Raw genomic sequence first — 15,300 nt, 5'->3', positions numbered from 1 at the left:
CTTGCCGCTGCAGCAAAGGCATTCTAATAAATGAGATAACATATTGCTCAAGCCTGTCTGGACCGCCCGATGACCGATTCCGCCGTTCCTGAAACTGAAACCGCGCAGCCGGCCTACCGCATTCTCCAGGCTGGCGATCCAGTTCCCTGGTTCAAGCAGAGCTCGACCAGCAACCCGCATTTCAGCTTCGACACGGTGGCCGGGCGCTATATCGTCCTGTGCTTCTACGGGACGGGCTCGGACGAGGGCGGGCGTGCAACCCTGGCGTCGTTCCAGGAGACCCACCGCGACCTGTTCGACGACGACAAGGTCGCGATCTTCGGGGTGAGCGTCGATCCCTCGGACGAGTCGGAGGGGCGGGCGAAGCAGGTCATCCCTGGCATCCGTCATTTCTGGGACTTCGACGGCACCGTCGGGCGCCTCTATGGGGCCCTCCCGCGCAACACGTCGCCGGGCCAGTCGCAGCTCCAGATCCGCCGCTTCTGGATGGTGCTCAACCCTACCCTGCGCGTGCGCGCCGTCTTCCCCTTCGAGCCGGATGGCGGCGATCGGGAGAAGGTGATGGCCTACCTGCGCGACCTGCCGCCGGTGGACCGTTTCGCCGGGTTCGAGATCCCGGCTCCCGTACTCGTGATCCCGGACGTGTTCGAGCCGGAATTCTGCCGGCACCTGATCGGTCTCTACGAGCGGCACGGCGGCCAGGAATCGGGCTTCATGCGCGAGGTCGACGGCAAGACCGTGGCGGTCCATGATGCGAGCCACAAGAGCCGCAAGGACTACACGATCGAAGACCCGAACCTGATGCGGCAGGTGCAGCACCGCATCATCCGCCGCATCAATCCGGAAATCGAGCGGGTGCATTTCTTCAAGCCCTCCCGCATGGAGCGCTACATCGTCTCGTGCTACGCGGCGGAGGACGGCGGGCACTTCCGCGCGCATCGCGACAACACGACGAGCGGCACGGCCCATCGCCGCTTCGCGGTCTCCATCAATCTGAACGGTGATTTCGAGGGCGGCGAGGTGAGCTTCCCCGAATACGGATCGCGCAGCTACAAGGCGCCGCCCGGCGGCGCGGTGGTGTTCTCGTGCCCGCTTCTTCACGCGGTGTCGCGCGTGACCGAAGGGCGCCGCTTCGCCTTCCTGCCCTTCCTCTACGACGAGGAGGCCGCCCGGATCCGCGAGGCGAACAACGCCCGGCTCGGCGAGGGCGTGGGCGCCTACAAGGCCTGAGCGGCGCCGTTCAGCGACAGGGCGAGGGGCAGGACCGTGTCGCGCGTGAGCGGGGCCAGCGGTGTGGCTCCCGGCGCGCGCGGGTCGAGCCAGATATGGTCCTCGATCTCGGCGTTGCAGACGAGGTCGCCCTCGAGGCTCGCCGCATAGATGGCAGCCCGTACCCGTTGCCCCGGCTCGTTCGCCGCCGGAGCCTCGAAGACGCCTAGTTTACTCGTGGAGCCCGGAATGAGGCCGCAGCCGAGTTCCTCGGAAAGCTCCCGCGCCAGGGAGTCCAGCTCGCTTTCGCCCGGCTCGCGCTTGCCGCCCGGCTGCATGAAGCTTTCCGTGCCGCGCTTGCGCACGAGCAGAACGCGGCCGTGCCGGTCGCGAACCAGGGCGGTGACGATCTCGATCACCGCTCGCCCGCCTTGATCCACTTGTCGACCTTCGGCGGCTCATAGGCGCGAATGGCCGCGACGAGGGCCGTGGGCTCGTCCTCGACGATCAGCATCGCCCGGTGGATCGGCTTCACGAAACCGCGCTCGACCACGTCGTCCAGGAAATCCGTCAGCTTGTCGTAGAAGCCGCCGGCGTTCAGGAGGGCGCAGGGCTTGCGATGATAGCCGAGCTGCGCCCAGGTCCAGACCTCGAACAGTTCCTCGAAGGTGCCTAGGCCCCCGGGCAGGGCGATGAACCCGTCGGACAGTTCCGCCATCAGGGCCTTGCGCTCGTGCATGGAGCCCACCACCCGCAGGTCGCTTAGGGACCGATGGGCGATCTCCTTGTCCACCAGCGCCTGCGGCATCACGCCGATCACATGGCCGCCCTTTTCGAGAGCCGCATCGGCGACCGCGCCCATGAGCCCGACCGAGGCGCCGCCATAGACCAGCTCGATCCCTTGAGCCGCCAAGGTTTCCCCGAGCGACCGGGCCGCCGCCATGTAGACCGGATCCTGGCCGCTGCTGGAGCCGCAGAAGACACACAGGCGCATGGGATTGTCCTTCGTGATTCGCTTGAGCCACCGATGAACGACAGGAACGGGACGGGCTCAAGACCTCGATGCGGGTCTGAGCGTCGAATGTGCGACTTGCTGAAGGCTCCAAAGAGGGCCACCTTGTCCTCCAACAACACGTTCCGCGAGGAGACATCCATGACTGCCTGCATCGTCGGCTGGGCCCACACCCCCTTCGGCAAGCTCGACGCCGAATCCGTCGAGAGCCTGATCGTCCGCGTCACCCGCGAGGCGCTGGATCATGCGGGTCTTGGCCCGGAGGACGTGGACGAGGTGGTGCTCGGCCATTTCAACGGGGGCTTTTCGGCCCAGGATTTCACCGCCTCCCTGGTCTTCCAGGCCAGCGACAGGTTCCGGTTCAAGCCGGCGACCCGGGTCGAGAACGCCTGCGCGACCGGTTCGGCCGCCGTGCACCAGGCGATCAAGACCATCGAGGCGAGGCGCGCCAGGACGGTGCTGGTGGTTGGTGTCGAGCAGATGACGACGACGCCCGGCCCCGAGATCGGCAATATCCTGCTGAAGGCCTCCTACCTGCCGGAGGATGGCGGCACGCCCGGCGGGTTCGCGGGCGTGTTCGGCAAGATCGCCGGCACCTATTTCCAGCGCTATGGCGACCAATCCGACGCGCTCGCCCTGATTGCGGCCAAGAACCACAAGAACGGCGTCGACAATCCCTATGCGCAGATGCGCAAGGATCTGGGCTTCGATTTCTGCCGCGCCGAGAGCGAGAAGAACCCCTACGTCGCCGGTCCCCTGAAGCGCACCGATTGCTCCCTTGTGTCCGACGGCGCCGCCGCCCTGGTGCTGGCGGATACCGAGACGGCGCTGCGCATGAAGCGCGCGGTGGCGTTCCGGGCCACGGCCCATGCGCAGGACTTCCTGCCCATGTCGAAGCGCGACATCGTCCAGTTCGAGGGCTGCGCGGAAGCCTGGCGGCGCGCCTTGGACCAGGCCGGCATTCAGCTGGAGGATCTCTCCTTCGTCGAGACCCACGACTGCTTCACCATCGCGGAGCTCATCGAGTACGAGGCCATGGGCCTGACGGCTCCCGGACAGGGCGCCATCGCGGTCAAGGAAGGCTGGACGAACAGGGACGGCCGGTTGCCGGTGAACCCCTCCGGCGGGCTCAAGGCCAAGGGCCATCCCATCGGCGCCACAGGCGTCTCCATGCACGCGCTCTCCGCCATGCAGCTCTGCGAGGAGGCCGGCGGCATCCAGGTGAAGAACCCGAAGCTCGGCGGCATCTTCAACATGGGCGGGGCGGCCGTGGCGAACTACGTGAGCGTGCTCGAGCGGATCAAGTGACGAAGCCGTCCGGTTCCGTCCTGTGAGAATATCGGCGACGTCGTCACCGGCCTTATGCCGGTGATCGCGATCGGAAGTGTGCGGCGCTTCACAGCATCGAGATGGCCGGGACTTATCCCCGGATCAAGTCCGGGGACGGCCATGACGCAAGTGGGCGTCGACCCCGGTCCGGACGACGGTCGAGGTCTATTCCCCCGGCGCCTTGGCCTGGATCGCCAGGGCGTGCAGACCCCTGTCGAAGGCGCCCTTCAAAACCTCGTTCACGAGCCGGTGACGCTCGACCCGGCTCTTGCCGGAGAAGGCCTGCGACACGATATAAACCTGGAAATGAGTTTCCCCGCCTTCCCGCCACCCGGCATGGCCGTGATGCTTTTCTGATTCGTCGATGACGGTCAGGTCGGTCGGCTGCAGGTTCTCCTGCAAAGTCAGTGTGATCCAGTGCTGAAGGGTCATGCTGATTTGTAAAACCTTTTTGAACGGGTCTGCGGCGAAAAGCGTTCAGGCCTTGGCTCAAGGCCCCAAGCCACTCATAATCACTGAATCATGGATCTCAACTCGCCTCTTTTCGACCGTATCCGGATCAAGCCTTCCTGCGAAGAGCCGCAGGAGACCAAGGGACCCGTCTGCGAACATCCGACCTGCAAGGCAGCGGGGGAGTTCCGCGCGCCCAAGGGGCGGGATCGCGAGGGCCAGTACTGGCGCTTCTGCCTCCAGCACGTGCGCGAGTACAACGCCTCGTACAATTACTTCGCCGGCATGTCGGATTCGGCCGTGGCGGCCTTCCAGAAGGATTCCATCATCGGCCACCGTCCGACCTGGACCATGGGCATGAACGGGTCCGGCCAGGGCGAGGAGCGCGAGGCCAAGGCCGAGCCGCGGGATTGGGGCTATTTCGACCCCCTCGGGATCCTCAAGGGCGAGGACTTCACCCAGGCCCGCACCAGCCGGGCCCGGCCCGAGCCGAAGCGTCCACGCTACAGCGGTGCGGTGCGCCGGGCGCTCGACATTCTCGGGCTCGACGAGACGGCCGATGGTCCCACCATCAAGGCCCAGTACAAGTCCCTGGTGAAGCGCTTCCATCCGGATGCCAACGGCGGGGACAGATCCTTCGAGGAACGCCTGCGCGACATCATCAAGGCGCACGATGCCCTCAAGAGCGCCGGCCTGTGCTGAAACGGTAGTCTTTTAGGCAAGGCAGCCAAGCGCATTAGGAAATTGCGCCATTCCGCCATGGGGGTTAAGAAGCCCATGACGTTTTCGAGACAAACTTCAAAGACCGAGAGGCCCCTATGACGGCACAAACCGAGACAGCGACCCTTCTGCCTGACATGAAGGTGTCCGTGCGACAGGTCTTCGGGATCGACTCGGATCTGGAAGTTCCCGCCTTCTCCCAGGCCGAGGGGCATGTCCCGGATCTCGACCCCGATTACCTCTTCGACCGGGATACGACCCTTGCCATCCTGGCTGGCTTCGCGCGCAACCGCCGCGTCATGATCACGGGCTATCACGGCACCGGCAAGTCGACCCATATCGAGCAGGTGGCGGCCCGCCTCAACTGGCCCTGCGTGCGCGTCAACCTGGACAGCCACGTGTCGCGGATCGACCTCGTCGGCAAGGACGCGATCGTGCTGCAGGACGGCAAGCAGGTCACCGCCTTCCAGGACGGTATCCTCCCCTGGGCCCTGCAGAACAATGTGGCTCTCGTGTTCGACGAATACGATGCGGGTCGCCCGGACGTGATGTTCGTGATCCAGCGCGTGCTGGAGCAGTCGGGCAAGCTGACCCTGCTCGACCAGAAGCGCGTGATCCGGCCTCACCCGGCCTTCCGCCTCTTCGCCACCGCCAACACGGTGGGACTGGGCGACACCTCGGGCCTCTATCACGGCACGCAACAGATCAACCAGGGCCAGATGGACCGCTGGTCCATCGTCACGACGCTCAACTACCTGCCGCACGACAAGGAGGTGGACATCGTCCTCTCCAAGGCGAAGCACTACCAGGAGGATCCATCCGGCCGTGACATCGTCAACAAGATGGTGCGCGTGGCCGATCTCACCCGCTCGGCCTTCATGAACGGCGATCTGTCGACCGTCATGAGCCCGCGCACGGTGATCACCTGGGCCGAGAACGCCGAGATCTTCGGCGATACGGGCTTCGCGTTCCGCGTGACGTTCCTCAACAAGTGCGATGAGCTCGAGCGCACCCTCGTGGCCGAGTTCTATCAGCGCTCCTTCGGCAAGGAACTGCCGGAGAGCGCCGTGAATATGGTGCTGAGCTAATCAACGATCAGGCATCCTCATCCTGAGGAGCGTAGCGTCTCGAAGGACGTGGATGCCGGGTCCAGAGTTCTCTGGAAACGCCCTCATCCTTCGAGACGGACCTGACGGTCCTCCTCAGGATGAGGGCTTATCGGAAGCGACAGGCAAACATGTCCATCTCGAACCGCAAGCCGGGTGAGAAGAAGGAAGCGCCGGCGGAGCCGCTGAAGCGCTCCATCGCCGGCACCATGAAGGCGATCGCCCGCAAGCCTGATCTCGAGGTCGCCTATGCGTCAGACCGTCCGGTTCTCATGGGGCAGGACAAGGCGCGTCTGCCGGAGCCGCCCCGGCGGCTGACCTCGCAGGACGTGGCGATCTTGCGCGGCAATGCCGATGCCATGGCGCTGCGGCTGGCCTGCCACGACACCGCCCTGCACCGGAAGCTCGCACCCGAGGGCCAAGCCGCCCGCGCGGTGTTCGACGCGGTCGAGCAGGCGCGCGTGGAATCCCTCGGCTCGCGCCGCATGGCTGGCATCTCGTCCAACATCTCGGCCATGCTGGAAGACCGCTACCATCGCGGCGGCAAATACGAGGAGATCACCGACCGGGCCGATGCGCCGCTCGAGGATGCGCTCGCCCTCATGGTGCGCGAGCGCCTGACCGGCGAGAAGCCGCCTGCATCGGCCGCCAAGATCGTCGATCTCTGGCGCGACTACATCGAGGATCGCGCCGGGCACGATCTCGACGGCCTGCTCAAGAACATCGAGAACCAGCGCAGCTTCGCCCGCAACATCCGCGACATGCTCTCCTCCCTCGACATGGCCGACGAGGCCGCCCTCGATTCCGAGGACGAGGAGAACGAGGACGAGAACGAATCCGAGGAGCAGGAACAGCAGGGCGAGGGCGAGTCCGAGCAGGAGAGCCAAGGCGATCGCGCCGAGGTGGAGATGAGCGAGGATTCGAGCGACGAGATGGAGGACGGCGCGACGGAAGAGGCCGATGGCCCTTCCGGCGAGATGCCCGAGGAATCCGAGGAAGCGGATTCGGAGGATGCGGGCGAATCCTGGCGTCCGCCATCGCGCTCCAACGAGGCGCGGGGCCCGGACTATAAGGCCTTCACCCAGAAATTCGACGAGATCATCCACGCGGAGGATCTCTGCGACGCGGACGAGCTCACGCGCCTTCGCGCCTATCTCGACAAGCAGCTCGCCCATCTGCAGGGCGTCGTCGGGCGTCTGGCGAACCGCCTGCAGCGCCGCCTCATGGCGCAGCAGAACCGATCCTGGGAATTCGACCTGGAGGAGGGAACACTCGATCCCGCGCGCCTGCCGCGCATCGTCATGGATCCGTACCAGCCCCTGAGCTTCAAGCAGGAGCAGGACACGAATTTCCGCGACACGGTGGTGACGCTGCTCCTCGACAATTCCGGCTCCATGCGCGGCCGCCCGATCACCGTCGCGGCCACCTGCGCGGACATTCTCGCCCGCACCCTGGAGCGCTGCGGCGTGAAGGTCGAGATCCTCGGCTTCACCACCCGCGCCTGGAAGGGCGGCCAGTCCCGCGAGATGTGGCTGCAGAACGGCAAGCCGGCCAATCCCGGCCGCCTGAACGATCTGCGCCACATCATCTACAAGTCGGCGGATGCGCCCTGGCGCCGGGCGCGCAAGAATCTCGGCCTGATGATGCGCGAGGGTCTGCTCAAGGAGAACATCGACGGCGAGGCGCTCGACTGGGCGCATAAGCGCCTGCTCGGGCGGCCCGAGCAGCGGCGCATCCTGATGGTGATCTCGGACGGCGCGCCGGTGGACGACTCGACCCTGTCGGTCAATCCCGGCAACTACCTCGAACGGCATCTGCGCTTCATCATCGAGGAGATCGAGACCCGGTCGCCCGTGGAGCTTATCGCCATCGGCATCGGCCACGACGTGACGCGCTATTACCGTCGCGCGGTGACCATCGTCGACGCGGAAGAACTCGGCGGCGTCATGACCGAGAAGCTCGCGGAACTCTTCGAGGAGAATGCCGCGCCCCCGTCCCACGGAGCCCCCCGCCGCAGAGCCGTCGCTTGAGGCTGACCCGGCGGAACTTCCTTATCGGCGGCGGCGCGGCCGCCGCGACCCTGGCTTGCACCGGGGTCGCCCTCGCGCAGCGGCCGCAGGCCTTCAGGGGCGCGACCTCCATCGACGTGGAGGCGCGGCCGATCAGCCGCCTGTCCACGGCCGATCCCGACCGCTCCCGCTTCGGCGCCCTGATGTTCCGCTCCGGAATCGATCTGCGCTCGCGGGTCTCGGCTTTCGGCGGCTTTTCCGGTCTCTGGCGCTCGGCCGACGGGCAGGACCTCATCGCGCTCGCCGACAATGCGCAGGTGCTGAAAGCTCGGATCGAGACATCGGACGGACGGCTCTCGGGTCTGTCGAGGCCGATGCTGTCTCCCCTGATCCTCAGCAACGGCGTGCCGATGCGGCGCTCGCGCTATTACGATACGGAAAGCTTCGCGCTCGCAGGCAACGCGGTCTATATCGGCGTCGAGCGCAACCATGCGGTGATCAAATTCGAGCGCACCGATGCGGGCAGCATCATCCGCGGCATGCCCATTCCCGTGCCGCAGGCGGTGAAGGATCTGCCGAGCAACGGCGGCCTGGAGGCTCTCGGCGTCGCGCCCCGGCGCTCACCCCTCAACGGAGCACTCGTGGGAATCGCGGAAGGCGGCAGCGGCTTCATCCTGACGGGTCCACGGCAGGGCGCCTTCGAGACCGTTCTCTCCGGCGGCTATGCGGTAACCGATCTCGCCTTCCTGCCCGAAGGCGATGCGGTGATCCTGGAGCGCCGCTTCTCGCTCGTCGGCTGGTTCGGCTGCCGCCTCCGCCGGATCGCGGCCGATGCGCTGAAGCCGGGGGCTCGGGTCGACGGCGAGGTTCTCTACGAAAGCGAAGCCTCGCATCAGGTCGACAACATGGAGGGATTGGCGATCCATAGGGAAGGTCGCGATACGGTTCTTTCCCTGATCTCCGACGATAATTTCAGCTCCCTGCAGAAGACCGTGCTGCTCGAGTTTTCCCTCGTGGGCTGATCCTGCCTTACGAATGGGCATTCGCCTTTTTTCTCATCATTCTTTGCCGCTTCTATCCCATCGTCGCCCTTGAAGCCTCCGGTTTCAGGCCACTAAGCTCCTTCATGCGGGCCCGCTGCCAATTTTTGCGCCGGGTGTCCGCGTCACGAGGCTTGAGGAGATCCGGTGGCGGCACGGGCGGTCTTCGACGAGATGAGCGGCCATGACGGCCAGAGCAGGGATGCCTACCGGGTCCTCCAGGACTGGCTGAAATCCGCCCCACCGCACTTGCTGGAGCATCGCCGCGAGGAAGCGGAACTCTTCTTCCGCAGGGTCGGCATCACCTTCGCGGTCTACGGCAACACGGAAGCCGAAGAACGGCTGATCCCCTTCGACATCATCCCGCGCATCCTGTCGGGCAAGGAATGGAAGCGGCTCTCGCAGGGTCTCGAACAGCGCGTGAAGGCGCTCAACCTGTTCCTGAAGGACATCTACGGGCCGCGGGAGATCCTGCGCGCCGGGATCATCCCGCCGGAGCTCGTCTATCTCAACCCCTATTACCGCCCGCAGATGCACGGATTGTCCCTGAACAGCGACATCTACGTGCAGGTGGCGGGGATCGACATCGTCCGGGTCGACGACCAGGATTTCTACGTGCTCGAGGACAATCTGCGCACGCCTTCCGGCGTCTCCTACATGCTGGAGAACCGGGAGGTGATGATGCGCCTCTTCCCCGAACTCGTGGGAATGCAGCGCATCCGGCCCATCGAGAATTATATCGATGAGTTGCTGGGCACCCTCAAATCCGTCGCGCCGTCGAGCTCTCCCTGGGACCCGACCGTGGTCCTCCTCACGCCCGGTTCGCTCAACTCCGCCTATTACGAGCACAGCTTCCTTGCCGACCGCATGGGCGTCGAGCTGGTCGAGGGGCGCGATCTCTTCGTGCGCGACGAGATGGTCTACATGCGCACCACCGAGGGGCCGAAACGCGTCGACGTGATCTACAGCCGCATCGATGACGACTTCCTCGACCCGCTGGTCTTCCGTCCGGATTCCGCCTTGGGCGTGCCGGGCCTCATCGCGGCTTATCGTGCCGGCAACGTCGCCATCGCCAATGCGCCCGGAACGGGCGTCGCCGACGACAAGGCCATGTACTCCTACGTGCCCGACATCGTGCGCTTCTACATGGGCGAGGAGCCGATCCTGAAGAACGTGCCGACCTGGCGCTGCCGCGAGCGGGAGGCTTTGTCCTACGTGCTCGACAACCTGCACGAACTCGTCGTGAAGGAGGTCAACGGTTCGGGCGGCTACGGCATGCTCGTGGGGCCCCATGCGACCGTGGAGGCGCGCGAGCATTTCAAGGGCCGCATCCTCGGCAATCCGGACAATTACATCGCCCAGCCGACGCTCGCACTCTCGACGAGCCCGATCTTCACCGAGACGGGGCTCGCGCCCCGCCACGTGGATCTGCGCCCCTTCGTCCTGACTGGCCGCGACGGAGTCAGGCTCGTGCCGGGCGGGCTCACCCGCGTGGCGCTGACGGAAGGCTCGCTGGTGGTCAATTCGAGCCAGGGCGGCGGGACCAAGGATACCTGGGTGCTGAGTGAATGAGCGGGAGCGTTTCGCGTGCTGAGTCGTGATGCCGACAGCCTCTATTGGCTCTCCCGCTACGTGGAGCGGGCCGAGAACACGGCGCGCATTCTCGATGTCGCCTATCGCATGGCCTCGATGCCGATCTCCTATAACGGGGTCGAGACCAATGAATGGGAATCGGCTCTCGTCACGGCCGGCGGTATCGATCAATTCCGCGCCGTCTACGGGGATGCGACGCCGGCGAACGTGATCGAGTTCCTGGCCTTCTCCGAGGCCAATCCGTCGAGCATCCAGAGCAGCTTCGACACGGCGCGGCAGAATGCCCGCTCCGTGCGCTCCGCGCTGACCTCCGAGATGTGGGAGGCGATCAACTCCGCGTGGCTGGACCTGCGCCGCTACCGGTCGAAGAAGATCAACGTCGAGGATCTGCCCCGCTTCCTGAACCTCGTGAAGGAAGCCTCGCTGCGCTACGACGGCTCCGCCATGCGCACCATGCTGCGCAACGACGCCTACTGGTTCTCGCGGCTCGGCGTCTATATCGAGCGCGCCGACAACACCGCACGGGTGCTGGACGTGAAATACCACGTGCTCCTGCCGCAGGACGCGGCGGTGGGCGGGGGCATCGATTATTATCAATGGGCCGCCATCCTGCGCTCGGTCTCGGCGCTGGTGAGCTATCAATGGGTCTATCACCAGAACCTGCGGCCCTGGCTCGTGGCCGATCTCCTGATCCTGCGCGAGGAGATGCCGCGCTCGCTCGCCGCCTGCTACGCGTTCCTCTCCCGCAACCTCGATGACATCTCTCACCGTTATGGAACGTCGGGAGCGGCGCAGCGACAGGCACGTGCGACTCATGCGCGCCTCGCGAACCAGAACATCGAGGAGATCTTCCAGCACGGGCTGCACGAATTCCTGCAGGACTTTCTTGCCGAGAACAACCGGCTCGGACAGGCCATCACGAACCAGTATCTGGGCTGACCCATGCGCATCCGCATCACCCACGAGACGGTCTATCACTACAGCGAGCCCGCCCGGTCGGCGATCCAGCTTCTGCGGCTGACGCCGCGTGGCAGCGACTGCCAGACGGTCCTGTCCTGGAACATCGACATGGACGGCGACGGCCGGCTCATGCGCCGGGAGGACTGGTACGGCAACATCGTCCACAGCCTGTCCGTCTCCGGTCCTGTGAGCCAGATCACCCTGCATGTGGCCGGCGAGATCGAGACCACGGATACGGCCGGAATCGTCCGGGGAGCGGTGGAGCGCTTTCCCGAAATCTTCTACCTGCGGGATACGCCCCTGACCCGGGCCGATGCCGCCATCCGCGAATTCGCCGAGCTCACGGCCGGCCGCTTCACCGATCCGCTGGACCAGGCCCATGCGCTCCTGAACGCCATCCCCGAGCGCCTGCGCTTCGACACGCAAGCCACCAACGCCACGACGACGGGAGCGGACGCTTTCGCGGCGGGCCATGGAGTCTGCCAGGACTTCACGCATGTCTTCGTGAGCGCGGCGCGGTCCTTGAAGATCCCGGCGCGCTACGTTTCAGGCTATCTGCACAAGCCCGGCGAGGTCGAGCAGGAGGCGGGCCATGCCTGGGCGGAAGCCTGGCTTCCGGATCTCGGCTGGGTGAGTTTCGACCCGGCCAATGCTGTTTCCGCTACGGAACACTACGTCCGATTGGCCATCGGGCTCGATTATCTTGATGCGGCCCCGGTTCGAGGGAGCTATTACGGTATTACCCGTGAAGCGCTCGACGTTCGTCTGAGGATCGAAAGCGCCCGTCAATCGCAGGCGTGAGAATGGCCTCGACAACAGAGCAGCTCGACCAGAAGGCCCCAGGAGGAACCCCCATGACGTATTGTGTCGGCATCCTGGTGCGGGACGGCCTCGTCATGATCGCCGATACGCGCACCAATGCGGGCGTCGACAACATCGCGACCTTCCGCAAGCTGCACCTGTTCGAGAAACCCGGCGAGCGCATCCTCACGCTGGCCACGGCGGGCAATCTCTCGGCCAGCCAGTCCGTCATGTCCCTGCTGACAGAGGGGCTCGAGAATCCCGAAACCGGCGCGGTGGAAACGCTGCTGACGGTGCCGAGCATGTTCAAGGCCGCCCAGCTCGTCGGCCGCGCCATCCGCCAGGTTTATGAGGTCGACGGAATCGAGATCGAGAAGCGTCAGATGACCTTCGACGTCACCATGCTGCTCGGGGGGCAGATCGGCCCGGGCCCGATGCGGCTCTATCAGGTCTATTCCGCCGGCAACGCCATCGAGGCCACCGTCGATACGCCCTTCCTGCAGATCGGGGAGCCGAAATACGGCAAGCCGATCCTCGACCGGGCGATCTCCCACGGCACGAGCCTCGTGGAGGCCCTGAAGCTCGGCCTCATCTCCATGGATTCGACCCTGAAATCCAATCTCGGCGTCGGCCTGCCGATCGACATCGTGGTGGCGAGGCGCGATGCCTTAAAGGCCCAAGTGACCTATCGGATCCAGGAGGACGAGCCGTATTTCCGCGACCTGCGCGAGCGCTGGTCCGCCGCACTGCGCGCGGCCCATCAGGCGATTCCGCACCCGCCCTATGCGGAAGAGGTTCTCTGATCTCGGATTATCGGCAGCTCGACCGGCGACGGTTCAAGCGGCCCGATGGTGATGCTTCGCCTCGTAGCGCATGAGCCGCAGGATCGCCCCATAGGGAGCGATCGAGATCGCCGCGAGCGCGAGCTTCACCAGGTAGTCTGCCACCGCCAGATTGGTCCAGGGCAGGGCGATGCACTGATCCACGATACCGGCATGGCCGAGCGCCTCGCTGACGGTGAGGCCGAGGCCGGGCACCACGCCGCAATAGAATGCGAAGGAGAAGAAGATCGCGGTGTCCAGACCAGACGAGATCACCGAGGACACGAAGGGCGGCATCCACCAGGCATGGCCGCGCAGGCGGAAGAAGATCTGGATGTCGAGGAGCTGGGCCACCAGGAAGGCCGCTCCCGAGGCGATCGCGATGCGGGGGGATGCGAGAAGGACCGAGAGCACCACCGCCAGCGCGAAGCCGGCATAGACCACCCGGCGGGCGCCTTTGGGGCCGAACCGCCGGTTCGACAGGTCGGTGACCAGGAACGAGAATGGATAGCTGAAGGCACCCCAGGTCAGGTAATCGCCCAGGCCCAGATGCTGGAAGGGATACTGGACCAGGATATTCGACGAGAGGACGACCAGGGTCATGGCCGCTAGGGCAATGAGGAAGTCGCGGCGGTCGATCTGGGACATGGCGGTCTCTCGTGGATGGTGTCTCTTGAGCCAACAGCTAAGGCTTCATGCAACGCAAAACGGGCGGCACCGAGGCCGCCCGCAAAGCCGATTCACTGGCGATCCGAGATCAGCTCGCGGCAGCGAGCTTCTTCTCGATCTCGCGCTTCACCGCCAGAGCGGTGGTGGAGAGCTCTCCCGCCTTGGCCTTGGCCAGGAAGGCGTCGAGGCCGCCGCGGTGCTCGACCGAGCGGAGCGCATTGGCGGAGACGCGCAGGCGCACGGAGCGCTGCAGGGTGTCAGACTGGAGCGTGACGTTGCAGAGGTTCGGCAGGAACTTCCGCTTCGTCTTGCGGTTCGAGTGGCTCACCAGGTGGCCACTCAGCACGGCCTTGCCGGTCAGTTCGCAACGGCGCGACATGGGTTCAATCCTATTCGTCTATGAAGGGTCGCGACCACAAATTCGCGGGTTTGCCTGATCGCAGATCCCACGCGGCCGGACACCAGAAGTCCTTGGAAGGTGGGAGCCTATAGGCCAAAAAAGGGGAGGACGTCAAGAATAGTGCGACGCCGCATCTCGTTTTTTTGAAGCAGCGCGGTCATGATTTATTCCGAATCTCGTGCGATGCAACGGAATAGACTATCAGGATAGCCTCCATGCGCCTCATCGCCTCAGCTCTCGTGACGTTGGCTTTCGCCGGATCGGCCTCGCTTGCGCACGCCCAGACCCTGAAAGTGAGCTACGACATCACCCTGGCCGGCCTGCCCCTGGGCAAGGCAGACCTGTCGTCGTCCTTCAAGGGGGCGAAATACGAGATGGAAGGACGGGCGAAGCTCACCGGGCTCGCCATGATCCTGACCGGCGGCCGGGGCGAGGCCAATGCCTCCGGCACCCTGGACGGCGACGCACCGCCCCGCTCGAACAACTTCTCCGTGGTGTCGAAGACCTCCGACAACCAGCGCATCGTCCGCATGGGAATTCGCAGCGGCCGGGTGGCCCAGGTCGAGATCGACCCGCCCCTGGAGCCCAAGCCCGACCGAGTTCCCGTCAAGGCGGCCGACAAGAAGGGCGTGGTCGATCCCATGAGCGCGCTGCTCATGCCGGCCGTGGCGTCGAAGAGCCTGACCGATCCGGCCAATTGCGACCGGACTCTCCCGGTCTTCGACGGCGCCTCCCGGATGAACGTGGTGCTCTCCTATGCGGAGACGAAGAAGGTCGAGGTGCCGGGCTATTCCGGGCCCGTCCTCGTGTGCAATGCCCGCTACGTGCCGATCTCCGGCCATCGCAGCGAACGCCCGGGCACCAAGTTCATGCAGGACAACAAGGACATGTCCGTGTGGCTGGCGCCCGTCGAGGGGCCGCGCGTGCTCTTTCCGGTCAAGGTCTCCGTGCGCACCATGATCGGCATGGGCGAGATGCAGGCCTCCCTCTGGTCCCTGGAGGACGGTAAATCGCCTGCGCCGTCCCGCAAGGCCATGAAGGCCGACGAGACCGTCAAGGCCGAGATCGTTCAGTAAGTCCTGAAAACCCCTCGGGATTCATGCCGTTTCAGGTAGCGAAAGCGCGCTGCGGCACCATATAAGGGGTTAACCGCAGCCTGCCGCATGGGCTCGAGGCTGCTT

General features: G+C 65.2%; 16 protein-coding genes. 11 read left to right on the top strand and 5 right to left on the bottom strand.

Annotation, left to right across the window (positions count from 1 at the left end):
* Positions 1 to 69: 69 nt before the first annotated feature.
* A complete protein-coding gene (locus tag OC446_RS07840; protein ID WP_262028484.1) occupies positions 70 to 1,230 on the top strand; it encodes a 2OG-Fe(II) oxygenase in 1,161 nt (386 codons plus the stop codon).
* Here OC446_RS07840 and OC446_RS07835 read toward each other — a convergent pair.
* Positions 1,218 to 1,628 (bottom strand): NUDIX hydrolase, encoded by a 411-nt coding sequence (locus OC446_RS07835; RefSeq protein ID WP_262028483.1) that lies wholly within the window; start codon positions 1,626 to 1,628, stop codon positions 1,218 to 1,220. The two genes, OC446_RS07840 and OC446_RS07835, sit on opposite strands and share 13 nt — an antisense overlap.
* Entirely contained in the window at positions 1,625 to 2,203 is a 579-nt protein-coding gene (locus OC446_RS07830; RefSeq protein ID WP_262028482.1) for a TIGR00730 family Rossman fold protein, read from the bottom strand. The genes OC446_RS07835 and OC446_RS07830 overlap by 4 nt, the downstream gene beginning before the upstream one ends.
* 159 nt (positions 2,204 to 2,362) lie before the next feature.
* Here OC446_RS07830 and OC446_RS07825 point away from each other — a divergent pair, with 159 nt between their 5' ends.
* Entirely contained in the window at positions 2,363 to 3,529 is a 1,167-nt protein-coding gene (locus OC446_RS07825) for an acetyl-CoA acetyltransferase (protein WP_262028481.1), read from the top strand.
* A gap of 186 nt (positions 3,530 to 3,715) precedes the next feature.
* On the opposite strand, the gene OC446_RS07820 is transcribed toward OC446_RS07825, so the two are convergent.
* Positions 3,716 to 3,982 (bottom strand): BolA family protein, encoded by a 267-nt coding sequence (locus OC446_RS07820; protein WP_262028480.1) that lies wholly within the window; start codon positions 3,980 to 3,982, stop codon positions 3,716 to 3,718.
* A 90-nt stretch (positions 3,983 to 4,072) separates the two neighbouring features.
* On the opposite strand from OC446_RS07820, the gene OC446_RS07815 reads away from it, so the two are divergent.
* From OC446_RS07815 to OC446_RS07780, 8 genes are all read left to right on the top strand, one after another.
* Positions 4,073 to 4,702 carry a J domain-containing protein gene (locus OC446_RS07815; RefSeq protein ID WP_262028479.1) on the top strand — a complete coding sequence of 210 codons (630 nt, stop codon included), beginning with the start codon at positions 4,073 to 4,075 and terminating at the stop codon, positions 4,700 to 4,702.
* Between the two features lie 116 nt (positions 4,703 to 4,818).
* Positions 4,819 to 5,808, top strand: a complete 990-nt coding sequence (gene cobS, locus OC446_RS07810; RefSeq protein WP_262028478.1) for a cobaltochelatase subunit CobS — start codon at positions 4,819 to 4,821, stop codon at positions 5,806 to 5,808.
* 149 nt (positions 5,809 to 5,957) lie between these two features.
* A complete protein-coding gene (cobT, locus tag OC446_RS07805) occupies positions 5,958 to 7,856 on the top strand; it encodes a cobaltochelatase subunit CobT (RefSeq protein WP_262028477.1) in 1,899 nt (632 codons plus the stop codon).
* The gene (locus OC446_RS07800; RefSeq protein ID WP_262028476.1) at positions 7,853 to 8,857 is read left to right on the top strand and encodes an esterase-like activity of phytase family protein; all 1,005 of its coding nucleotides are present in this window, start codon (positions 7,853 to 7,855) and stop codon (positions 8,855 to 8,857) included. Before cobT ends, OC446_RS07800 begins: the two co-directional genes overlap by 4 nt.
* A gap of 192 nt (positions 8,858 to 9,049) precedes the next feature.
* The gene (locus OC446_RS07795; RefSeq protein ID WP_262028522.1) at positions 9,050 to 10,447 is read left to right on the top strand and encodes a circularly permuted type 2 ATP-grasp protein; all 1,398 of its coding nucleotides are present in this window, start codon (positions 9,050 to 9,052) and stop codon (positions 10,445 to 10,447) included.
* Between the two features lie 15 nt (positions 10,448 to 10,462).
* Complete coding sequence (locus OC446_RS07790) at positions 10,463 to 11,407, top strand: alpha-E domain-containing protein (RefSeq protein WP_262028475.1); 945 nt, start codon at positions 10,463 to 10,465, stop codon at positions 11,405 to 11,407.
* Between the two features lie 3 nt (positions 11,408 to 11,410).
* Positions 11,411 to 12,229 (top strand): transglutaminase family protein, encoded by an 819-nt coding sequence (locus tag OC446_RS07785; protein ID WP_262028474.1) that lies wholly within the window; start codon positions 11,411 to 11,413, stop codon positions 12,227 to 12,229.
* Positions 12,230 to 12,282: 53 nt separating this feature from the next.
* Positions 12,283 to 13,032, top strand: a complete 750-nt coding sequence (locus OC446_RS07780) for a peptidase (RefSeq protein WP_262028473.1) — start codon at positions 12,283 to 12,285, stop codon at positions 13,030 to 13,032.
* Between the two features lie 33 nt (positions 13,033 to 13,065).
* On the opposite strand, the gene OC446_RS07775 is transcribed toward OC446_RS07780, so the two are convergent.
* Both OC446_RS07775 and rpmB read right to left on the bottom strand, forming a co-directional pair.
* Positions 13,066 to 13,698, bottom strand: a complete 633-nt coding sequence (locus tag OC446_RS07775) for a queuosine precursor transporter (protein WP_262028472.1) — start codon at positions 13,696 to 13,698, stop codon at positions 13,066 to 13,068.
* 109 nt (positions 13,699 to 13,807) lie between these two features.
* Positions 13,808 to 14,098, bottom strand: coding sequence for a 50S ribosomal protein L28 (gene rpmB, locus OC446_RS07770; protein ID WP_009493402.1), 291 nt, complete (start codon positions 14,096 to 14,098; stop codon positions 13,808 to 13,810).
* 236 nt (positions 14,099 to 14,334) lie between these two features.
* Between rpmB and OC446_RS07765 the strand changes: the two genes are divergently transcribed.
* Positions 14,335 to 15,195 (top strand): DUF3108 domain-containing protein, encoded by an 861-nt coding sequence (locus OC446_RS07765; RefSeq protein ID WP_262028471.1) that lies wholly within the window; start codon positions 14,335 to 14,337, stop codon positions 15,193 to 15,195.
* Positions 15,196 to 15,300: the final 105 nt, after the last annotated feature.

It is taken from the genome of Microvirga sp. Mcv34 (assembly GCF_024519725.1).
Lineage (GTDB): Bacteria > Pseudomonadota > Alphaproteobacteria > Rhizobiales > Beijerinckiaceae > Microvirga.
This window is presented reverse-complemented; position numbering and strand designations above follow the sequence as displayed.